This window comes from Desulfosporosinus sp. BICA1-9, assembly GCF_000802135.1.
In genome coordinates this window covers 15,985-38,300 of the sequence record NZ_JUEE01000233.1, presented here as the reverse complement: position 1 = coordinate 38,300, position 22,316 = coordinate 15,985, and the positions used below count along the sequence as shown (strand labels likewise).

At 43.1% G+C, this 22,316-nt stretch carries 20 protein-coding genes and 1 riboswitch; of the genes, 17 read left to right on the top strand and 3 right to left on the bottom strand.

The window, feature by feature from the left end; genetic code table 11:
• Positions 1–137 precede the first annotated feature (137 nt).
• From JL57_RS28835 to ribB, 13 genes are all read left to right on the top strand, one after another.
• The gene (locus JL57_RS28835) at positions 138–2,069 is read left to right on the top strand and encodes an aconitate hydratase (RefSeq protein WP_034145323.1); all 1,932 of its coding nucleotides are present in this window, start codon (positions 138–140) and stop codon (positions 2,067–2,069) included.
• A gap of 43 nt (positions 2,070–2,112) precedes the next feature.
• Positions 2,113–3,432 carry a DUF401 family protein gene (locus JL57_RS28830; RefSeq protein ID WP_291300719.1) on the top strand — a complete coding sequence of 440 codons (1,320 nt, stop codon included), beginning with the start codon at positions 2,113–2,115 and terminating at the stop codon, positions 3,430–3,432.
• 147 nt (positions 3,433–3,579) lie between these two features.
• The gene (locus JL57_RS28825) at positions 3,580–3,897 is read left to right on the top strand and encodes a DUF3870 domain-containing protein (RefSeq protein ID WP_034145322.1); all 318 of its coding nucleotides are present in this window, start codon (positions 3,580–3,582) and stop codon (positions 3,895–3,897) included.
• Between the two features lie 401 nt (positions 3,898–4,298).
• Positions 4,299–5,330, top strand: a complete 1,032-nt coding sequence (locus tag JL57_RS28820) for a DctP family TRAP transporter solute-binding subunit (RefSeq protein WP_034145321.1) — start codon at positions 4,299–4,301, stop codon at positions 5,328–5,330.
• 57 nt (positions 5,331–5,387) lie between these two features.
• Positions 5,388–5,918: a TRAP transporter small permease gene (locus JL57_RS28815; RefSeq protein WP_034145320.1), complete on the top strand. Its 531-nt coding sequence runs from the start codon at positions 5,388–5,390 to the stop codon at positions 5,916–5,918.
• Positions 5,915–7,195, top strand: a complete 1,281-nt coding sequence (locus tag JL57_RS28810; RefSeq protein WP_034145319.1) for a TRAP transporter large permease — start codon at positions 5,915–5,917, stop codon at positions 7,193–7,195. The genes JL57_RS28815 and JL57_RS28810 overlap by 4 nt, the downstream gene beginning before the upstream one ends.
• 226 nt (positions 7,196–7,421) lie before the next feature.
• On the top strand, positions 7,422–8,588 hold the full coding sequence (locus JL57_RS28805) for a 2-methylaconitate cis-trans isomerase PrpF family protein (RefSeq protein ID WP_034145318.1): 1,167 nt from the start codon (positions 7,422–7,424) through the stop codon (positions 8,586–8,588).
• A gap of 25 nt (positions 8,589–8,613) precedes the next feature.
• Positions 8,614–9,294, top strand: coding sequence for a 4Fe-4S dicluster domain-containing protein (locus tag JL57_RS28800; protein WP_034145317.1), 681 nt, complete (start codon positions 8,614–8,616; stop codon positions 9,292–9,294).
• A gap of 11 nt (positions 9,295–9,305) precedes the next feature.
• Positions 9,306–10,931: an FAD-binding protein gene (locus tag JL57_RS28795; protein ID WP_291300718.1), complete on the top strand. Its 1,626-nt coding sequence runs from the start codon at positions 9,306–9,308 to the stop codon at positions 10,929–10,931.
• 13 nt (positions 10,932–10,944) lie between these two features.
• Positions 10,945–11,922: a cytochrome b/b6 domain-containing protein gene (locus tag JL57_RS28790; RefSeq protein WP_034145315.1), complete on the top strand. Its 978-nt coding sequence runs from the start codon at positions 10,945–10,947 to the stop codon at positions 11,920–11,922.
• 33 nt (positions 11,923–11,955) lie between these two features.
• A complete protein-coding gene (locus JL57_RS28785) occupies positions 11,956–13,884 on the top strand; it encodes an aconitate hydratase (protein ID WP_034145314.1) in 1,929 nt (642 codons plus the stop codon).
• Positions 13,885–13,949: 65 nt separating this feature from the next.
• Positions 13,950–15,158, top strand: a complete 1,209-nt coding sequence (locus JL57_RS28780) for an NADP-dependent isocitrate dehydrogenase (RefSeq protein ID WP_034145313.1) — start codon at positions 13,950–13,952, stop codon at positions 15,156–15,158.
• Positions 15,159–15,335: 177 nt separating this feature from the next.
• Positions 15,336–15,482, top strand: a riboswitch (FMN riboswitch).
• Positions 15,483–15,603: 121 nt separating this feature from the next.
• Positions 15,604–16,257 carry a 3,4-dihydroxy-2-butanone-4-phosphate synthase gene (gene ribB / locus JL57_RS28775; RefSeq protein WP_034145312.1) on the top strand — a complete coding sequence of 218 codons (654 nt, stop codon included), beginning with the start codon at positions 15,604–15,606 and terminating at the stop codon, positions 16,255–16,257.
• 211 nt (positions 16,258–16,468) lie between these two features.
• On the opposite strand, the gene JL57_RS28770 is transcribed toward ribB, so the two are convergent.
• The gene (locus JL57_RS28770) at positions 16,469–18,205 is read right to left on the bottom strand and encodes an ABC transporter ATP-binding protein (protein ID WP_034145311.1); all 1,737 of its coding nucleotides are present in this window, start codon (positions 18,203–18,205) and stop codon (positions 16,469–16,471) included.
• 304 nt (positions 18,206–18,509) lie between these two features.
• Between JL57_RS28770 and JL57_RS28765 the strand changes: the two genes are divergently transcribed.
• The gene (locus tag JL57_RS28765) at positions 18,510–19,271 is read left to right on the top strand and encodes an MgtC/SapB family protein (RefSeq protein ID WP_291300717.1); all 762 of its coding nucleotides are present in this window, start codon (positions 18,510–18,512) and stop codon (positions 19,269–19,271) included.
• On the opposite strand, the gene JL57_RS28760 is transcribed toward JL57_RS28765, so the two are convergent.
• Complete coding sequence (locus JL57_RS28760; protein ID WP_034145310.1) at positions 19,268–19,615, bottom strand: helix-turn-helix domain-containing protein; 348 nt, start codon at positions 19,613–19,615, stop codon at positions 19,268–19,270. The genes JL57_RS28765 and JL57_RS28760 overlap by 4 nt on opposite strands.
• Positions 19,616–19,749: 134 nt before the next feature.
• Between JL57_RS28760 and JL57_RS28755 the strand changes: the two genes are divergently transcribed.
• Entirely contained in the window at positions 19,750–20,151 is a 402-nt protein-coding gene (locus JL57_RS28755) for a pyridoxamine 5'-phosphate oxidase family protein (RefSeq protein WP_034145309.1), read from the top strand.
• Between the two features lie 303 nt (positions 20,152–20,454).
• Here the strand turns inward: JL57_RS28755 and JL57_RS28750 are convergent, their stop codons facing one another.
• Complete coding sequence (locus JL57_RS28750) at positions 20,455–21,030, bottom strand: flavodoxin family protein (protein ID WP_034145308.1); 576 nt, start codon at positions 21,028–21,030, stop codon at positions 20,455–20,457.
• A gap of 235 nt (positions 21,031–21,265) precedes the next feature.
• Between JL57_RS28750 and JL57_RS28745 the strand changes: the two genes are divergently transcribed.
• Positions 21,266–21,622 carry a helix-turn-helix domain-containing protein gene (locus JL57_RS28745; protein ID WP_034145307.1) on the top strand — a complete coding sequence of 119 codons (357 nt, stop codon included), beginning with the start codon at positions 21,266–21,268 and terminating at the stop codon, positions 21,620–21,622.
• A 99-nt stretch (positions 21,623–21,721) separates the two neighbouring features.
• Positions 21,722–22,039 carry a DUF2680 domain-containing protein gene (locus JL57_RS28740; protein ID WP_291300716.1) on the top strand — a complete coding sequence of 106 codons (318 nt, stop codon included), beginning with the start codon at positions 21,722–21,724 and terminating at the stop codon, positions 22,037–22,039.
• Positions 22,040–22,316: the final 277 nt, after the last annotated feature.

Below are 22,316 nucleotides of genomic sequence, written 5' to 3'. Positions count from 1 at the left end.
ACCGAGGTACAGCTTTAGCTGAACGAGTTTCACAAACGTCTTACACATTGATCGTCAAAATCGGACTTCAAATAACGCACATCAAGTTCGAACATCGAGCTTCGAACCACGAACATCGAAACGGGGGGGACAAAAAAGTGAGTCAAAACTTAACCGAAAAGATAATCAAAGCACATCTCGTCGAGGGGACCATGGTTCCCGGTGAAGAGATCGCGATTAAGATCGATCAGACCCTTACTCAGGATGCCACCGGTACGATGGCTTATCTTCAGTTTGCCGCGATGGATATCCCGCTTATTAACACGGAATTGTCTGTCAGTTATATTGACCACAACACGTTGCAAAACGGCTTTGAGAACGCTGATGACCACCGTTTTCTGCAGGGGATGGCGGCCAAATATGGCGCGTATTTCTCCCGGGCCGGCAACGGGATTTGCCACCAAGTTCATTTAGAGCGATTCGGCATTCCAGGGAAGACACTGATTGGATCGGACAGTCATACCACGACCGGCGGTGGGTTAGGCATGCTGTCGATCGGGGTGGGTGGGCTGGATGTGGCTGTAGCCATGGGTGGCGGTCCGCTGTATCTGACCATGCCGAAAGTGGTTAACGTGCGATTGTCGGGGAAATTATCCCCTTGGGTAGCGGCAAAAGACGTCATTCTGGAAGTGTTACGGCGGATTTCAGTCAAGGGCGGTGTGGGCAAAGTCTTGGAATACACGGGAGAAGGTGTGGCCACCCTGTCAGTGCCAGAACGGGCCACCATCACCAATATGGGGGCGGAAACTGGAGCCACCACGTCGGTGTTCCCCAGTGATGAGATCACTCGCCAATTCTTAAGGGCGCAGGGACGGGAAGAAGTTTGGAGGCCATTAGAGGCAGCCCCGGATGCCGAATATGAGGAAGTGATCGAGATTGATCTGGCCGGGTTGGAACCACTCGTAGCACAACCCCATATGCCGGACAATGTGGTAAAAGTAAAGGAGATCACGGATCTGTCGGTTAGCCAGGTCATGATCGGCAGTTGTACAAACTCATCTTACCTAGATATGATGCGGGTAGCGGCCATCTTAAAAGGAAAGGCCCTTCATCCTGGCGTGAGCTTGGTAATTGCCCCTGGGTCACGCCAAGTTCTAAAACTAGTTTCTGAAAACGGTGCTTTGGCTGACCTGGTTGGCGCAGGGGCCAGGATACTGGAATGTGCTTGTGGCCCTTGCGTTGGCGTGGGGCAAGCCCCCCATTCCGGAGCAGTGTCGGTTCGTACCAGTAATCGCAACTTCGAAGGGCGTAGCGGTACTAAGGATGCGCAGGTTTACTTAGTTAGCCCAGAAACGGCGGCCGCCACAGCAATTTATGGAGTCTTGTCCGATCCCCGGAAGCTAGGAGACTTTCCGGTAATTGAGCTTCCTCAGACGTTTGCAGCCGATGATAACATGGTAATCGTACCTGCACAGTCTCCGGAACATATGGATGTGGTACTGGGACCCAATATTAAGCCAGTACCTGTGGCAGTTGCCCTGGCAGAGAAATTGTCCGGCCAGGTTCTGCTCAAAGTGGGAGCCAACATCACCACGGATCACATTATGCCTGCCGGATCAAAGGTACTGCCCCTACGATCCAATATCCCGGCTATGTCCAGGCATTGTTTCGAGCCGGTCGACGTTACTTTCCCAGAACGGGCGAAGGCTGCCGGTGGCGGTTTTATCGTCGGCGGCGAGAATTATGGCCAGGGTTCGAGTCGCGAACATGCCGCCCTCGTGCCGATGTACCTGGGGATTAAGGCGGTATTAGTACGTTCGTTTGCCCGCATTCACCGTGCCAATCTGATTAATTTCGGGATTTTGCCTCTGACATTTGTCGATCCGGCTGACTACGAGCGGATAAACAGGAGTGATATTTTGGAAATCCTTGGTGTCACCGCAGCGCTTGAGGCTGGTGAGGTCTTACTTGTAAAGAACATCACCCAACAGTTCGAATTCCAGGTTAAAGCTGAACTAACTACCCGTCAGAAAGCCATCTTAAAAGCCGGTGGGATGCTCAACTTCACGCGGGAGCAGGCTCTTCGGTAACCCTCGAACGAGGGTAACATTCGTCACGAGGAAGAATCTATAGATGAATACCTGCGAAGACTTACCGACGCCTGTAATGCGAAATTATTACGGACTTCGGACCACGGACCGCGGACTTCGATTTTTGGGCGAGGTATTAAAGATGTATGTAACAGTCAAGATGACCTTAGTGCTTATATCAATGGTTTATCTCTTGAAGCACAAGATTTCAATTGGCTATGTTATGCTTGCGGCCTCAGCCATCTTGTTCATCATGTCAACCAGAGATCTGACGATTGGGTATGAGGCGATTATTGGCACCCTCCGGAGGCAAGGTTCCTGGGAAGTTATTATCGCCATGTACTTTGTGATGTGTTTGGAATATGAATTGCGGACTAGCGGCAGTCTGGACGGGTTTATGACCGCCACCCGCCAACTGTTTGGCAGTGATCGCTTATTACTGGCTTTTATGCCGGCGCTGCTAGGTTTACTCCCCTCTGTGGGCGGGGCCTTGTTTTCCGCTCCGCTGGTGGATAACGCCAGCCGCTCGTATCAACTCAGTGCGGAGACGAAGACGGCTATCAATTATTGGTTTCGCCATATTTGGGAGTTTTCTAATCCGATCGTGCCGGCCTTATTGCTGGCTAGTGAGATTACCGCGATTAGTTTAAATGTGTTAATCGCACATTTGGCTGTCTACACATGTGTTGGCGCTCTCCTGGGCTGGCTGGTTTTGCTGACTGGCCGGAACTATAACAGAGAAAACATACTGACCAAAGGCCAAATCGATCAAGTGGAAACGACAAAGAATGCTTATCAAGCCGTGAAGGCTATCTTTTATGCGATTGCTCCTATCGTGTTAAACATAATTCTAGTAACCGGATTTCATCTCAGCGCAGCGGTATCAATGGCCTTGGTCGTGGGGGTTATGGTGGTTGTTTTTCGCTTACGGACTGCCCAAATCGGTGAGATGTTTAAGGAGTCCTTTCACGCGAAGTTATTATTGGGGCTTTTGGCTATCTTCTTTTTTCAGCAAATGCTGTCCGAGACCGGGAGCGTCAATGAAATTGTGGACCTGCTTAGAAAATCCGGGGTTTCGCCTGCGCTGTTAATCACTATCCTTACCTTTACGGTGGGAGTACTCACAGGACAAATGACGAGTTTCGTGGCAATTACGTTTCCGATAGTTAATGTGATCGCACCGGGGGATGTAAATCTGGTTACCATTGGATATGTGATGGGAGTGGTAGGCTCAATGTTGTCGCCTGCCCATCTTTGTTTAGTGGTTTCCTTAGACTACTTTAAAGCCAGTATCATTAACTCACTTAAGCCAGTTGCTTTAATGACCGGGATTATCACTGTCTTGGTGTTTATTCTAAACTGAATTGAACAGTTAAATTAGGGTATTCCTCTAATCTAGGTAAAAGGTTTTTCTGCCGGAGCGTCGAAAACATAAGTAGATCAATTTGTTTCATGAAAATAACTCTTTTTAGCTAATCCGTATGAAGATAATAGGCAAAGGAGGTAGACTATGACGAAACAAAAAACAATAATGATTGTTGGACACTCTAATTTGCCACAGGGAATGGCTGCTCAAAGCCTATTTGGAACTTTTGCTATCGTTACTGAGATAGACAAAAAGTATGGGGTGATCATCAGAGTATCTTGTACACTGGTTACTCAGCAGGCTCAAGATTTTTTGGCCACAATCTTGGTAGGTAGTTCTTTAAAAGACGGGCTTGAGGATGTATTTGCCGAAATTAAAAGTACTTATCACGGTGCCGCTCAGAATGCCATAATAGCGGCTCTAAAAGATCTACATCGTATTTATTTAACATTATTAAAATAAGACTTTTCTTATCACAAAAAATAAAATAGAGACTGTTTTTTGGTCTAATGGGATTAATATCAAATTTGATCGAGATTAATACTTTATTTTAACTTTTGAAACTGGGTGTAATTATTAATAATCTGAAAATTTTCAATTGACATAATAATATGCATAATATACAATCATGTCAGACCAGCATATAGCTTACTCTTTACAAGCTATATGCTGTTAGCAACTGTATCAACTACATTCGCCCGAGAGATCGGGCGTTAAGCGTAGAAGAAAGAACCGGTTGCACGTTTTTAAACGTGCCCCGGTTCTTTTATATTATTCTAACCAAGAGGAGGTGGAGGATCGATACTTGATAGATTTCTTATTTCTACAGGTAACGTATTATTTAGATAAAAGGAGGATGAAAGATGAGAAAAGGTATTAAAAAGGTATTGTATTCATTACTCGTTCTAACACTCGGATTATCCCTTTCAGGTTGTGGAACGACACCGGCAAAAAGTGGTGAACAGGAAAAGGCTGTAGAGAAAATTTCAGCTAAATTCACTCACGTAGTGGCTGAACAGACCCCTAAAGGACAGGCCGTTATAAAATTTGCTCAGCTAGTGAATGAACGTTCTCAAGGACGGTTAGAAATAAAAGTTTACCCATCTAGCCAGTTATTTGGCGATAAAGATGAAATGGAGGCTCTACAAGCCAATAACGTTCAATTTATTGCCCCTTCAGCTGGTAAACTGGTCAGTTTCGATAAGCGGTTCCAAATCGGAGATGTTCCGTTTCTCTTTAATGATAACGCTGCTGAATCTCGTTTTTGGGATGGAGAAACGGGTAAGAGTTTATTGAAGGGTTTAGAATCTAAAGGAATCTTAGGCCTAACATCTTGGCCAAACGGTATGCGTCAGTTTATGAACAGTAAAAAAGAACTGAAAGTGCCGGTAGACTTTGAAGGCTTGAAATTCCGTATCCCGAGTGGCGGCGTGCTAGTCGATACATGCCTAGCGCTTAAGGCTGGATCGTCGGTTATTCCTTTCGGTGAGACCTACACCGCTTTACAGCAAAAGGTAGTCGACGGAACCATAGCTACGTTTGATAACATAGAAAATGAGAAATATGCCGAAGTTCTCAAGAATCTGACCGTGGTCAACCTTAACAGTCTCTCCTATATTGTACTCATGAACAAATCGTTCTATGAGGGGCTTCCCGCCGATTTACAACAACTTGTAAGTCAAGCCATAAAAGAAGCCTCGGATTATGAACGTGAACTTTCCGAGAAACAAGATAAAGCAGGACTGGAAAAGCTTAAGAAGACGATTAATGTTTATGAGACTACCCCTCAAGACAGAGAACTATACATGCAAGCCGTAAAACCCATTTGGGATAAATTCGAACCGATTATGGGAAAAGATATGTTTGAGGCAGCTAAGAAAGCGAATAAAGTGTAAAGTTTAAGAAGTTTCACGGTTTACCTTGGGCAAGAGTTGTCGCTGAGGAGGTATAGAATGAAAGGTCTTCCGGCCAAGTATGAGTTATTCGAGGATATTTTTTCAGGAACGTTTTTCTTAACGGGTGTAACACTCATTTTCTACGGCGTAATTATGCGTTATATCTTCAAATCTCCCGTTTTCTGGGTTGATGAGGTTTCAACGTACGTTTTGGTTTGGGGAGCTATCCTTGGCTGGAGTATTGCGCAACGTGACCGTCGCCACATCAGAGTGACTATACTTTATGACAAGTTTCCTGTTAGGGTTCAACGATGGGTAAGTATTTTCTCTCGAACCTTAAGTTTTCTCTTTTGTCTTTTCTTAGCCTACTTAGGATTATTGTTGGAAATAAAGTACCTTGTTTCCCACCAAGTGTCAATCAATATCCAGCTCCCCTTGTGGATTGCTTACTTTTTCGTACCGGTTGCTGCGTTAATGCTCGGACTACGCTATATTGTAGAGCTTCGCTCTCTCCTAAAAGATAAGGAGTCGGAATGGATCAAAAACAGGCTTGAAGAAATTGAGACGGGGGGGAGCGGGCATTCATGACTACAGTAGCTCTCTTTAGCATCTTCATTGGTTTATTTCTACTAGAAGTACCCGTCGCGCTTGCCCTAGCAATTTCGAGCGTCTTAATCCTTGGAACGACTACGGATTTCACAATGTATATGATCGCGCATAAGATGTTTTCCTCCCTGGAGAATTCCCCCCTCATGGCTATCCCCGGGTTCGTGCTTGCGGGTTCAGTGATGTCGTATGGTGGAATTTCCAAATACTTGATCGATGCCTTGCGCACTTGGGTGGGTCATGTGCGAGGAGGGCTATCTATTGTTACCGTGCTAGCCTGTATGATTTTTGCTGCGATCTCAGGATCAAGCCCTGCTACGGCTGCAGCAGTCGGTGGGATTCTCATTCCCGCAATGATTAACTCCGGCTTCGATAAGAAATATGCGATGGGACTCGTAGCAGCCTCAGGGACCCTGGGGATCCTCATTCCCCCCAGCATCACCTTTGTACTTATCGGCGTTACGACAGGGGAATCCATCGGGAAACTCTTTATGGCTGGTGTATTGCCTGGAATATTTTTAGGAGGAAGCCTTATGGTAACGGCGATTATCTTCGCCAGAGTTAAAGGCTTTCCCACCGAGGAAAAAGCCAGCTGGAGTGAACGCTGGACTGCTTCCAAAAAAGCAATTCCTGGCTTTCTACTCCCAGGGATCATCTTAGGAAGTATCTATGGTGGAATAGCTACTCCTACAGAAGCCGCGATCATCTCGATCTTTTATGCTTTCTTTGTTACAATTTTCATCTATAGGGAAATGTCGTTGAAAAAGTTCCGTTCGATTATGAGAGAGGCAATCGGAATCAGCTCAATGATCTTTCTCATTATTCCGGCAGCCATGACCTTTGCCATGTACTTGACCAGTGAGCAAATTCCGATGAAAATTGCCCAGTGGGTAGCGGAAAACAGTTTAGGAATCGTGGTATTCTGGATCGTAGTGCAGACAATGTTCTTTGTAATGGGTACCTTCTTGGAAGCAGTCTCTATTGTTCTGATTACCTTACCAGTTCTTATCCCTATTATTAATCACCTGGGTATTAGCATGATCCATTTTGCGGTCGTTATGGTTGTCAACATGGAGCTTGCCATGATTACCCCCCCAGTCGGGCTGAACTTGTTTGTCGTCTCGGCAGTTGGTAAATCTAAACTAGAAGAGGCAGTACGAGGGGTTATACCATTTCTCCTGGTTATGATTGCAGTACTCTTTGTATTGGTTATGTTCCCTGAAATATCTCTCTACCTACCCAATAAAATGGACCAATAAAATTTTGTTTAACTATAATACCTTAATCTAGTTTCATTAAAATATTTATTAAAGGACTATCATCCCCTCTGTCTAGAGCAGATAGTCCTGAGCACAACTGTTTATCTACACCCATCTGGGAAGACTGGATGAGTGCCAGTAGATAAAGCAGCCAGTTGTATTGACGAATACAGTGGCTGCTTTATCTTATTTTCAGATAATTCAGTTTAAGAGGAGGGATTCTAAGTTGTGGGAAAGTGAGAAGGTTCGCGGAGTCATTTACCGTGGAGGAACCAGCAGGGGTGTCTATCTCTTGGAAAATGACTTACCTAAGGAGCCACACATAAGAGACCAAGTCATTTTATCGATTTATGGTAGTCCTGATGCTCGTCAAATCAACGGCTTAGGTGGTGCAGATTCTCTTACGAGTAAGGTTGCCATCATTGGTCCTTCGGAGCGGGAGGATGCCGACGTTGATTACACCTTTGGCCAAGTAAGTATCACAAAGCCTTTGATTGACTATGTTGGGAATTGCGGCAACATTTCTTCTGGGGTTGGACCTTTTGCCGTGGACGAAGGACTGGTCAAAGCGGTTGAACCTATAACCTATGTTCGTATTTATAATACCAATACCAAAAAGATCATAGTGGCTGAAGTCCCGGTACGTGATGGAAAAGCCCTCAATAAAGGAGAATATGCCATAAATGGAGTTCCAGGCACAGGTGCTAAAATCATCTTGAACTTCCTGGACTCGGGCGGAGCAGTGACTGGAAAACTTCTACCCACTGGGAATCTCAAGGATGAAATCACATTAGCAGACGGAACTCAGCTCACCGTCTCCTTAGTCGATGCAGCGAATCCAGCGGTCTTTTTTAAAGCTTCAGATCTTGGACTGACGGGAACAGAACTACCTGATGCAGTGAACTCAAATCCTAGTTTGCTCCAAAGAATTGAAGAAATTCGCAGTATTGCAGCAGAAATGTTAGGTTTAGCACCGAAGCAAGAAGCTACAGATAAAAGCCCTGCGGTTCCGAAGATCGTATTCTTCTCCCCTCCAACGGATTACAAGACCAGTGATGGTCGACACGTTGGCAAGGAATCCATAGATCTTGTCGCTCGTACGATGTCCATGCAAAAGATGCATAAAGCGTTCGCCGTCACCGGGGGTATCTGTACTGCGACCGCAGCCAAACTGGAAGGAACTGTAGTAAGCCAAATTCTCAGTACAGAAGCAAGTCAAAGAAGTACCGTTCGACTGGGTCATCCCTCAGGAACGTTGGATTTCGAGATCACATTCAGAAAAACGGAGGATGGTTCACCAGAGTTAGAAAAGGCAGCTGTCAACCGAACGGCTCGCCGAATTATGGAAGGGTATATCTATATTCCTAGGGAAATTTACTGGCCATATCATTGAGCTATTTAAATAGGAGGCAGAAACAATGGATGAACAGTTGGTGCCTATTTACGTTATGGGAAAACACTATCAAGTTCCTGAAGGACTTACCATTATGACGGCTATGGAATGGGTTGGTTATAAATATGTCCGGGGGTGTGGTTGCCGGGGTGGATTTTGCGGGGCCTGTTCCACGGTCTATCGTTTACCCGGTCAACATAAATTAATGGTCGGTTTGGCCTGTCAAACAACGATTACTCCTACTATGCATCTCATGCAAATTCCGTTCTTTCCAAATCCCAAAAAGATTTATGACCTGGAAAAAGTGGAAAATCCTGTTCAAGCTCTGTTGGACATTTTTCCGGAAATTACAAAATGTGTAGGATGCGGTGCTTGCGCCAAAGCCTGTCCTAACAATCTTCGCCCGATTGATTATGTGGCTGCGGCCCTTAGAGGGGATTGGGAAAAGGCCGCTGAATTGTCTTTTGATTGCATCATGTGTGGGTTATGTGCCTCAAGATGTACAGGAGAGTTAGTCCCCCACAACATCGCGCTTTTTGTGCGCAGGTATTATTCGAAGGTCGTTCGCCCAAAACCCCAACAATTACTAAACCGCAACCAAGAAATCAGGGAAGGAAAATTTGATACCTCATTGAGTGATTTTGCGAAATTAGATGAGGCAAAGTTACGAAAAATGTACGATGAACGAGACTTTGAAAAAATCTAGGAGGGGTAATTATGTCAGGCTATCCAGCAAGTATACAAGAATCCATCAAGAAATTAGAACGTACTCGTACGTTGCGTTTAACTCAGGAAATTCCCCGTCTTAGCTTTGCTGAAAGAGAACAACTGTTGAAGGCCTGCCATCCAGATTATAGGGTAGATAGCATCAAAGAAGTGCGCGTTGGAGCAAATCAAGGGGAAAAGTTAACCAATAATTTAGTTGACTTATTAGAGGCTAAAAGCCGTATTGATCCAGATCGAGTTGACTTAACTCAAATCGATTTTGATGTTGATGTGCTCGTGATTGGCGGCGGCGGAGGAGGAATTAGTGCAGCACTTGTAGCCCATGAGAATAATGCCAAAGTACTGCTCGTTACCAAGTTGCGTCTTGGAGATTCCAATACCATCATGGCTGAAGGTGGGATAGCCGCTGCAACACAGGCCAATGACACACTGGAACGACACTTTATGGATACCATCGGTGGTGGACGTTTCCAAAACAAACGTGATCTGGTTGAAGTTTTAGTTCATGACGCCCCCTTTACAGTTGAATGGCTGAAAGATTTGGGTTGTATGTTCGATACACATGCCAATGGGGACCTCGTCGTATCTTTCGCTGGAGGACATCAGCGTAAACGAGTTCATTCTTGTAAAGATTTAAGTGGTATGGAATTCCTACGTGTTGTGAGAGATGAATTATACAACAAAGAAATACCAATACTTGAGTTTAGCCCTGCGGTTGAGATCCTTCTTGATGAAAAAGGGCAGTGTGCCGGGGCAGTGTTGTTTAACTTAGAGACAGAGACCTATATCATCGTCCGTGCTAAGGCTGTCATTCTTGCTACAGGAGGGATCGGACGTCTCCACCCCAATGGCTTCCCGACGACTAATCACTATGGTGCAACCGCCGACGGACTGGTCATGGCTTACCGTGCTGGAGCAAATCTTCTCCACATGGATACCATTCAATTTCACCCGACTGGAGCAATGTGGCCAGATCAAATGCTCGGTCAATTAATCACCGAGGCCTGCCGCGGAAACGGAGCACATTTGGTCAATAAAAATGGTGATCGTTTTATCAATGAGTTAGAAACAAGAGATACTGTCTCTTCTGCCATCTTAAGGGAAGTTCTAGATCGTGGAAATGGCGTAAAGCCCCCTGCTAAAGGAGAAGGAGTATGGCTGGACACTCCTTTGATCAATATTCGCGGAGATGTAGGAAAACTCGATCGCATGTTTGCCGGAATCATCCATCGTTTCCATCAATACGGGATCGATGTTCGAAAGGAGCCCATTTTAGTTTTCCCAACCCAACACTACCAAAACGGTGGCGTCGAAATCGATCCACAAGGCAGAACCAGTGTGCCAGGACTATACGCAGCTGGAGAATGTTCGGGGGGAGTCCAAGGGCGTAATCGTCTAGGAGGAAATTCCTTATTAGATATTTTTGTCTTTGGCCGCCGAAGTGGCAAGAACGCAGTGGATTATCTCCAAACGGCCAAAGTCGGGACCTTAACCCTTCAACATGTAAGGGAATACCATCATCAACTCGATTTTGTTGGGATCGCTAATAATATGCAGTCACCTTTACTACTCCCCGACTACATTCGGGACGAAGTGAAGCAGCGACGTTATAACTAAGAGGGGTGAAAACATGCCTAGATTAAATCCTTTACCTCAAAATCGGGAGATGATCACCAAAATATTGGATACTCCTTCATCACCTGTAGCGATGTTCCGGCTTCTATCAGGTGGGGTGTCTCCCAATAATTTATTAGAAAACTCAGAACTAATTGTGGGTCAAAAGGCTTGCTTAGCCTGCGGAAACTGCGTGGATGCCTGCCCCGTTGTACTGAGAGAGGAGGATAAAATCGACTTGCAAGTTCACCGGACATCTCTTCATCTTGAAATAATAGTAGAAGAAAGTTGTTTAAGATGTTACTCCTGTATCAAAGTTTGCCCGCAAGTAGATCGTCCCTTAAAATTATTGGCTGCGAAGCATCGAATTACAGAAAAACTCGTTCATGCTTGGATAGCTGTTGTTTATCTTCTCACTGCTGGAACGGGAATCTTTCTTAACCACTTTCGAGGGGATTCATCAGACTTCTTAATCAATCTCGATAGTACCGCCCACAAAATTGGGGCAATCATGTGGCTCCTCGCTCCGGTTCTTTTTTATTTCTTTGACAAGTACCACTTTAAGCGAACTATGAAAGGAATTCTTTCCCTTGGTACGCATGACTTTACTTGGTGGAAAGAGACAATCAAAGCCTTATTTAGTAAAGGAAAACGGCCATTTCAAGGAGAGTATAACAGCGGGCAAAAAACCTGGTACCTCGTTGTATTAGGCACAATGCTTGTCTTAGGAGTATCAGGAATGGTGCGTTGGATTTGGGCAGATAGTCTAAGCACAACTACCTTGAATCTGATCATTTGGATTCACGTCTTGGCTGCTTATACGATAGACATTAGCTTCGTGTATCACTTTGGTCGTAAACTCTTAACACGTTCTGTCAAGAAATTTAGACAGATCTTTAGAGATTCACTCATTTTAGACGAGCAAACAAGGCAGGATCAACGAGAAGGCACTCCAGCTTCCTTGCAAAAGACAACCATGGTACTAAAAAGTTAAGAACAAAAAACCTAAAATATGGGAGGAAAGCATATGGGACTGAGTTTAGCTGCGAAAATCATTAAAGATCACCTAGTGGATGGAGTCATGACAGCCGGAGAAGAAATTGGCTTAAAAATTGATCAGACTCTCGTACAAGATGCAACGGGAACCATGGCTTTTCTACAATTCGAGGCCATTGGAATCCCTCGGGTTAAGACTGAGTGCAGTGTCGTGTATGTGGACCACAATACGTTACAAACGGGATTTGAAAGCCCTGATGATCACCGATTTTTGCAAGATATGGCCTCAAATATCGGGGTCTATTTCTCAAAACCTGGTAACGGGATCTGTCACCAGTTGCAATTAGAACGTTTTTCAGTCCCTGGTAAAATACTCTTAGGAGCAGATAGCCATACTCCTACGAGTGGTGGGTTAGGGTCATTGGCGATTGGAGCCGGGGGACTTGATATCGCCGTAGCTATGGGTGGTGGTCCGTTTAATCTCACAATGCCCCGGATCATTAACGTGCAGTTAATAGGGGCACCTGCTCCTTGGGTCACCGCTAAAGATATCGTCTTAGAAGTTCTGAAGCGCCTTTCTGTGAAAGGAGGGATAAAGTCTATCCTAGAGTACTCCGGGGAAGGACTACAATATTTGAGCGTCCCGGAAAGAGCAACTATTACCAACATGGGGGCAGAAACCGGTGCGACATCTTCAATTTTCCCCAGTGATGAAATAACCAAGGCGTTTTTTCAAGCCCAAGCAAGAGCCGAGGTATGGCGTCCTTTAGCGGCCGACCTTGATGCTGAATATGACGAAGTTATGGAAATAAAACTCAATGAATTGCAACCCATGGTTGCCTGCCCGCACAGTCCGGATAATATAATGCCTGTCGAGGAAATAGCGGGGATGAAAGTTGATCAAGTAATGATTGGCAGTTGTACAAATTCATCGTATATAGATCTTACTAAAGTTGCCCAAATACTTAAAGGCAAGAAGGTTCATCCAGACGTTAACCTTGTCCTCGCCTGTGGATCGAGACAAGTGTTTAAAATGCTAGCCCAGGAAGGGAGCCTTACCGACATAATCGAAGCAGGTGCCCGTGTCTTAGAATGTGCCTGTGGTCCGTGCATTGGAATGGGACAGTCGCCGCAATCTAAAGGTATTTCTTTAAGAACTGTGAACCGCAACTTTAAGGGGCGTTCAGGTACAAAAGACGCTGAAGTCTATTTGGTTAGCCCAGAAACTGCAGCAGCAAGCGCCATTGCAGGAAAACTTGTCGATCCACGCAGTCTAGGAGAAACTTTTTTCGTCAAACAGCCTAAAGAATTTGCTGTCGATGATAGTATGATCATCGTGCCTAAATCGGAGGATGAGCAAGGCGAAGTTCGACGCGGACCCAATATCCAAGCCCTTCCAACACAAGCCGAACTACCAAATTCCCTCGAAGGTGAGGTACTGATTAAAGTCGGTGACAATATTACGACAGATCATATCATGCCTGCAGGGGCAAAAATACTCCCCTTACGTTCCAATATTCCGGCTATGGCAGAGCATGTTTTTGAACCCATTGACCCAGAATTCCCCAAGCGTGCCCAAGAGAAAGACGGCGGATTAATCCTCGGTGGGGACAATTATGGACAGGGTTCCAGCCGAGAACACGCCGCCCTAGCCCCTATGTACCTTAAAGTTAAAGCGGTCTTAGCCAAGTCGATTGCTCGAATTCATCATGATAATCTAGTGAACTTCGGAATTGTCCCTTTTGTCTTTAAAAACCCCCAAGATTATGACGAGATTTCCCAAGGAGAACGTCTGAAAATCAATAATCTCAAGCAAGCCGTAGAGAGTGACGCAGAAACCTTAAACGTAGAGAACATGGATAACGGTAAGGATTACCCAGTATCTCTTAAGCTGTCAGAACGACAAAGAAGCATTCTTTTAGCGGGTGGAACCTTAAATTGGACGAAACAGCAGAGTTAATATATTAGTGTACTTACCATTCATAATTAAATCGAAGAAGGTATAATTCCGAGGAGGAACTAATGATGAGAAAAATCCAAATGAACGTTCCATTAGTTGAAATGGACGGAGACGAAATGACTAGGATCATTTGGCAGTCAATTAAAGATATATTATTGAAACCTTATATTGATTTAAAAACCGAATATTACGATCTGGGATTAGCAAAAAGGGATGAGACGGAAGACAAAATTACAATGGAAGCTGCCATGGCCACGAAAAAATATGGTGTCGCTGTAAAATGCGCTACGATTACTCCAAATGCCCAGAGGGTTAAAGAATATAACTTAAAGCAAATGTGGAAAAGTCCGAATGGAACCATCCGCGCCCTTCTCGATGGGACAGTATTTCGCACTCCTATTATAGTTAAAGGTATAAAACCTTTAGTAATCCCATGGCAAAAGCCGATTACCATTGCCCGTCATGCGTACGGAGATATTTATAAGAATGTTGAGTATCAAGTTAAAGGTCCTGGAACTGCTGAACTTGTTTTCACCAGCAAAAACGGGTCCCAATCACACCAAACCATCCACGATTTTCAAGATAAGGGCGTTATCATGGGGATGCATAATCTCGATGGATCGATTCAAAGCTTCGCCAGCTCTTGCTTCAACTACGCACTAGATCTGAAACAAGATTTATGGTTTTCCACCAAGGATACAATCTCAAAAATATATGACCATACTTTCAAGGATATTTTCCAAGACATTTATGAAAAAGAGTACAGAGGAAAATTTGAAGCGGCTCAGATTGAGTACTTTTACACATTAATTGATGACGCAGTGGCTCGCGTTATGCGCTCCGAAGGTGGAATGATCTGGGCTTGTAAAAACTATGACGGTGATGTGATGTCTGACATGGTGGCAACTGCCTTTGGTAGCCTAGCTATGATGACCTCCGTGTTGGTTTCTCCCAATGGTTGCTACGAATTTGAGGCTGCACACGGCACCGTCACACGGCATTATTATAAACATCTTCAAGGGGAAGAAACCTCGACAAATTCTATGGCAACCCTCTTTGCTTGGACCGGAGCCTTAAGAAAACGTGGAGAAATGGATGGAATCCAAGAGCTCGTGGCTTTTGCTAATAAATTAGAAAAAGCCTCTCTTAAAACTATTGAAAACGGAGTCATGCCGAAGGATTTAGCACATATATCCGAACTCGCCGATAAGAAAGAGGTTAACACCGAAGGCTTTCTTTTGGAAATTAAGAAAACTTTGGACGAGATTGTCTAAGGACTTTAATCTCATATTAAGGAGATAGAGATTTAAGAGCTGAGCCATGTTTTTACCAAGTGTTTGGAAGGTCTGCCTGCCTTCAGCATCATTTTGGACATCGGTGTAAAAAAGTATAGCTTAAAGATTAATAAATGTAGACAAACGTTAGCTCAAGAGTATACTAATAGGTAAGTGACTTATTCTCAGGGCGGGGTTAGAGTCCCCACCGGCGGTATCCTAGTTATTCTAGGGAGCCCGCGAGCGCTCTTCTTTTTTGAAGAGGTCAGCAGAACTGGTGCAAGGCCAGTGCCGACGGTATAGTCCGGATGAAAGAGGATAAGGTAGTCTGCATAATCTAATTCACTTCAGTAAATTTGAGGTGAAGTTTATTTGGTTTTTGCTTGCTGTCTGTCTTAATGCCCTGATTCGAGTAAGTCGACTATAATGTAGGAGGCGTATTACTTTGAGTCAGACTTTATTAACCTGTTTCGGAAACTCAGTTGAGAGAGTGGAAAGGGCCCTTGACGCGTTGCGTCGCGGTCAAGGAGTCTTGGTTATGGATGATGAACAAAGGGAAAACGAAGGAGATATTTTCTTTGCTGCTGAGTCCTTGACGAATGATCAAATGGCCATGCTAATTCGAGAAGGTAGTGGCATTGTCTGCTTGTGCCTTCCAGAGGAAAAGGTGCAAGCTTTAGGGTTACCTATGATGGTGGAAAACAACACGAGTAGTTTTCAAACTCCTTTTACGGTATCGATCGAAGCTGCAAGCGGTGTTACTACAGGCGTTTCAGCTGCCGACCGCGTCACAACCGTGAAAGCCGCGATTGCTGATCATGCACGTCCAGATAATCTCCGCCGCCCAGGACATGTTTTCCCGTTAAGGGCCAAGCCTTTGGGTGTGCTGGAGCGTCCCGGGCATACAGAAGCGAATGTCGACTTAATGCGACTTGCTGGACTACAACCTTATGGCATATTGTGTGAACTTACAAATCCCGATGGTACTATGGCGCGTTTGCCAGAAATTGTAGCCTTTGCCGAAAAAAACGAGATGCCCGTACTTACAGTTGATGATTTAATTAGCTATCGCAAAGCGAGAGAACCGAGGGTAAGTTAGATTAAGGGCGCGGATAAAGGCATGACAAGATACATCATAGAGCTAAGATTACTCAGCTTATTTTTAAGCTGAGTAATCTTTTTGTAACTCTTTCCTGAATTCTCACGGGTTTCGCGACTTTCAAGCAAAAAAAGAGTGTTTTCTAAGGGTATGATGAATGATTACCCAGAACATTGTTTATCAACGTCATGGAGAATCGTAGATAATCAATCTATTCTAAGCCTTCGAATTGCATATTGTAGTAATGAGCATAGATTCCGTCCTGTTCGAGCAGCTGTTTGTGATTGCCTTTTTCTTGGATGCCTTCATCGGTGACCACGACGATTTCGTCTGAATTTTTGATCGTACTCAGCCTGTGGGCAATCACGATAGTGGTTCTGTTTTTAGAGAGCTTTTCTAGGGAGTTTTGGATGTATTTTTCACTGTCATTATCAAGGGACGAAGTAGCCTCGTCCAAGATTAAAATTGGAGGGTTCTTTAAAAACACTCTGGCTATCGAGAGTCGTTGTTTTTGACCGCCGGAGAGCCTGACCCCCCGTTCCCCGACATAGGTGTCATACCCTTCGTCAAGGGTCAAGATATACTCATGAATATTGGCCTTTTGGGCGGCCTCCATAATTTCGGCATCAGTAGCTCCAGATTTACCATAAGCAATATTAGCTTTGATTGAGCCGTCAAACATGTAGACATCCTGCTGAACAATGCCGATCGTGTTTCGCAAAGACTCTAACGTAACATCCTTAATATCCTTTCCATCGATAGTTATCGAACCCGCAGCTACCTCATAAAATCTCGGCAACAAAGAACATAAGGTTGTTTTTCCTCCACCGGATGGTCCGACGAGGGCAATGTTTTTTCCTGCACAGATCCTTAAGCTTACATTGTCCAAAACATTGGAATCATCGTTATAGCGGAAGGAGACATTCTTGTATTCAATCTCTCCTTTAACGTCTTTAAGGGGTTGGGCCCCTGCTTTGTCTAAAATATCTGGCTGAGTCTCCATAACCTCAATAAATCGCTTGAACCCAGCGAAGCCTTTTTGAAACGATTCTGTATAGTTAATCAGCACATCAATCGGGTGGATGAAGAGGTTAACGTAAAGAACATAAATAGCCAAATCAGAAATTTTCAGTGAGCCCTGGGCTATAAACACACCTCCGGAAACAATAATCACAACATAAAGCAGTCCTTCGAAAAAGGAATTCCAGGCGTGAAAATTGCCCATTAATCTGTAACTCTTGACCTTAGAGAATAAAAATTCATGGTTACTTTTATGGAACTTTTCTCGTTCCACGCGTTCATTGGCAAATGACTTCACAACTCTGATTCCAGACAGACTATCTTGAACGCTGGAATTTACGGCAGCAATTTTTACCCTATTATCGGCAAAGATGGGTGCCATTTTAATATTTTTATAAATGGTGAAGACCACCATGATCATCGTGACCATTAACAAAATCAAGGTCATTTGGACATTGATCATCATTAAGATACTAAAGGAGCCGATGATCTTCAGAGCGGAGATGAAGACATTTTCCGGCCCGTGATGAGCAAGCTCGGATATATCAAATAAGTCTACGACTAATTTAGACATCATTTCCCCAGTATTGTTTCTATCATAATATGAAAAGGATAACCTCTGAAAATGGTTGAACAGATCTTTCCTCATATCTGCTTCCATTCTCGCGCCCATAATGTGTCCCCAGGAGATGATGAAATACTGGCAGAAATACTTAATCACGTACATAGACAGCAAGGCTAAGCCCACAAATCCTATAGCATGCATTATGATCGCTTTATCTTGGGTAAATAAATTTTTAGCAAGATAATTCAGGATTTGAGGAAAGGCCAGATCCACGATGGAAACAACTACTGCACAAACCATATCAGCATAAAAAAGGAATTTGTAGGGTTTATAATACTTGATAAATTTTTTAAGAATAGACATGAAAAGGATACCACTCGCCTTCTACCTTATTCGTTTAATTATGAATAGAAACTAATTTAAGGAAGAAAGTCCGACCACTTCGGGCTTTCTTCCTTTCGTGTAACCCATCATTTCTTCTTCACAGTCAGGGTACTGCTGGGAAGGGGGAATTGAAGATCCCTTAAAGTTTATCTATATTGTAACAACAGATGGGCTGATTGTCATCATCACGACCCATCGAGTTCAATGAGTTCATCGTGTTAGAGATTTTAGACTGACTTCTTAATTATAATGCATTATTTTATAAGATTGGGTGAAAGATGGAATGGAGTACCTATATTCCCCAAAATTGAGAAACGAATTTGGGCTAAAAAAGGGTATTAAAAAAGATGGCAAGAAGACAGAGAAAGATGTGAAAATAGTGTATATTACTGATTACGAGATTGCTTTAAGATTATTTTTAGCCTGTGTTTTTGGAGGCATAGTTGGCTTTCAACGAGAACGACATGATAGTCCAGCAGGCTTTAGAACTTATATTCTAGTATCCTTAGGTTCCGCTTTAATTATGGTTTTATCGATGTATGGATTTTCTGATTTTTCCTCAACGGGAGACCCTGCTCGCTTAGCCGCTCAAGTCGTTTCAGGTATCGGTTTTTTAGGAGCAGGAACCATTTTAAGAGATGGAGTATCCGTAAAAGGATTAACAACGGCCGCTTCTCTTTGGGTTGTTTCAGCGATTGGATTGGCCGCAGGAGCAGGATTTTACTATTCATCGTTCCTTGTTACGGTTCTAGTTTTCATTACATTAGAGCGTTCCATTGAAACCTATTTTTTCAGAGGTAAGCAAATTTTAAGAGTCGTTACTGTCAATAGAACTTGTGCGATCCAGGACATCAATCGTATTTTAGAATCACACAAAATAATGGCTCGCAATATTTCTATGAAATTATTACAAGAAGAACAAAACAAAACAACGTTTGAATATACATTGAGAACTCCCTTTTATATAATAAATACCGATAAAATTATTGAGGACATTAATGAACTTGACGGAATTTATTCTGTTGAAAAGGTTAAAGTCCATTAAATATAACCATCACTTTTCATAAATTCAAGATACTCCGTTCCCCATTCAAACATCTTATCCATAACTTTCAAAAATTTATTACCCATTTCAGTTAAGGAGTATTCCACTTTTGGAGGAACCTCCCTATAAACTTCCCGATGAACTAGCCCGTCTCGTTCAAGCTCCCGCAGTTGTTGCGTTAAATAACCTTGCCGTATTTCGGGTAAAGCTCTCAGTAATTCATTGAATCGCTTAACTCCATCTTTCAATGTCCATATTATTACCAACTTCCATTTTCCTGCAATTATGTTTTGTGTGATACCCACTGGGCATTTAATTTCTAACAACTCTTGCCTTAACTGCAATTGAAATGCTCCCTCCATAGTACGATTTTATGTACTATGTACAAAAAATTAGCGTACTTGAATGATGTTGCTTTATACAATATTATCATACTAGGTTGATTAATCAACTCATAAAATTATTTGGAGGTTTAAAAATGGAAGAAGTACTGGGATTTCTAAAAGAAAACCGCATGGGTTCATTGGCGACAATTGCAAATGGAAAACCAAAAGTTAGGCCATGGGGATTTATGATGGCGGAAGATGGCAAGTTTTATTTTTGTACAGCAAACACTAAAGATGTATATAAACAAATAAAAGAAATTCCTTTTATTGAATTTACATCAACATCAAAAGATATGGTAACAATTAGATTGTCCGGTGAAGTTATTTTCAGTTATGATTTAGGTTTGAAAGAAATAATTCTGGAAAGTAATCCAATGGTAAAAGGGCTTTACAAATCAGCGGATAATCCTATTTTTGAGATTTTTTATGTGGAACATGGAGAGATAATTATCTCGGATTTCTCTGGTCAACCACCCAGAAAAATCAGCTTTTAGAAAAGATAAGGAAGACGTGCAAATATTGACTGTTTAACGATATCACAAAGAAGAGACGAGTAAAAACGTCTCTTCTTTGTGATATCGTTAATTCTTTGTCAGATAGTTTTCGATATTATACTCTGCTAAGCGTTCTTGAAGCCAACCATCAAATTCTGTCTCTAATTTTTGTTTTCTCCCTAGTTGCATCACTTGAATGAAATCCTCTTCATAAGCAATGAGCCCTACTGGCGCACGTCAAATGGCATTTTACACTATTAGCTTGAGATTCCCATGGATTCGATACAGTGCTTAACTTTAAACTTAGCGAACCTGCTTTAAGAGCTTAGCCATGTTTTTACCAAGAGTTTGGAAGGTTAGGACGCCTTCGGCATCATTTTGCACATCGCCTGGATCACGGGATAAGGTCAGATTCCAATAATTTGAACTGCAAATGGTCATTTCGGCTATGCCAAAGAAAAAGTTGATGGCAGCGTAGGTAAACGTTGATCCGGCTCTACGAGCAGAAACGACCGAAGCGCCTACTTTTCCCTTCAACATTGCACCTCCGTTGGACCTATTTACATAGCCGCAACGGTCGATAAGGGCCTTTACTTCCGTGCTCACATTACTGAAGTAGGTGGGTGAACCGATAATGATGCCATCGGCTTCTTCCATTTTCTGAATGAAACTATTCATCTCATCGTCCTTGCGCACACACCGGTTATCTTTATTTTCACGACATTTGCCGCAGGCCAAGCAGCCAAAGACTTTACGCCCACCCAATTGAACGATTTCTGTCTCGATTCCTTCGTTTGCTAATTCCGCCAAGACAATTTTGAGGCTTTGTGCGGTATTGCCATTAACCCGCGGACTACCATTAAATGCTACAACTTTCATATTCGAACACTCCTTATTTTTGGCATAAGTAATTGTAAATATAATAATAAACGATATAATAGTAATTAACAAGTACGTACCTCTTTGTACTATAGTATCTATTTGTATACTATAAGTTAAAATGGTTATAGTAATGTAATGATATATTGAGAACCGCTCTGTGAACCAGAATTATAATTTAGAATGTGAAACTCAAAGTTTGATTTATTACCTGTATGCTAAGGAGTGAGCCGAAATGATCAAGTTCAAAAATAACGAATATCAATGTTCAATGGAATTAACGTTGGCCATTATCGGTGGAAAGTGGAAAGCACTTATTCTTTGGCATTTGGCGGATAAAACCTTAAGATACAGTGAACTGAGAAAAACACTTCCCACTGTCACACCGAAAATGTTAACTCAACAACTCAGAGAGCTGGAAGACAGTGGATTGGTCAAGCGATTCATTTACACACAAATTCCGCCTAAAGTCGAGTATTCATTGACTCAAGTCGGTAAGAGCCTCCTGCCTATTTTAGATGCCATGTGTAAATGGGGACAGAATTACGCTGACGAAGATGAACGAATCGAGCAGGTAAAGAAACTGACCTAAAGAAGAAACTGAAAAATGTTAATCATAATAATAACCCACACGTTAATTGGACATTCTAAGAATGTTACCGGCAAAAAAATGAATGAGGAGGACTGGCTAATGAGAAAACTGGCTGCAAGCATTTTGGCTTTGGCTTTGTTGGTTCTAAGCGCTGTGCCTGCCTTCGGGGCTGTTGATCAAGGTAAATTGAAGGAGATTAAAGCTCTCACACAAGAAATGAACAGCATCAAAACTCAGATTATTGATAAGGAAGTCGAGGCCGGCATACTGGATCAAACAAAAGCCGAAAAAATCAAGAACGCCATGCAAGAGCGTCAACAAAGAATTGAACAGGATATCGACAAAGGCGAATTTCATGGTTTTGGGCACAAAAAAGGCTGCGGTCGTAAAACCTCTAATGCTCAGAAAACAGAGTAAACTCATTCACCACTGATTCACTGTCGGATAACAACATTAAGGAGCGAGCTCTAAGGAAACTTAGGGCTCGCTTCTTAGATTTTATTCGCATAGCCAGATGTCAGTGATAGTATAGTCAGTGCTGAGATTGACTACGAAAATGAAGTATCCTTGATTGCTCTATTGATGTGACAGGAAAGGTGAAAAGCTGTTCAGATTGGGCCGCCATTCAATTTTACAACGGTAACAGTAAATCGCTGTAAAATTAACAAAGAATTCTGTTAATAGCATTGACAAG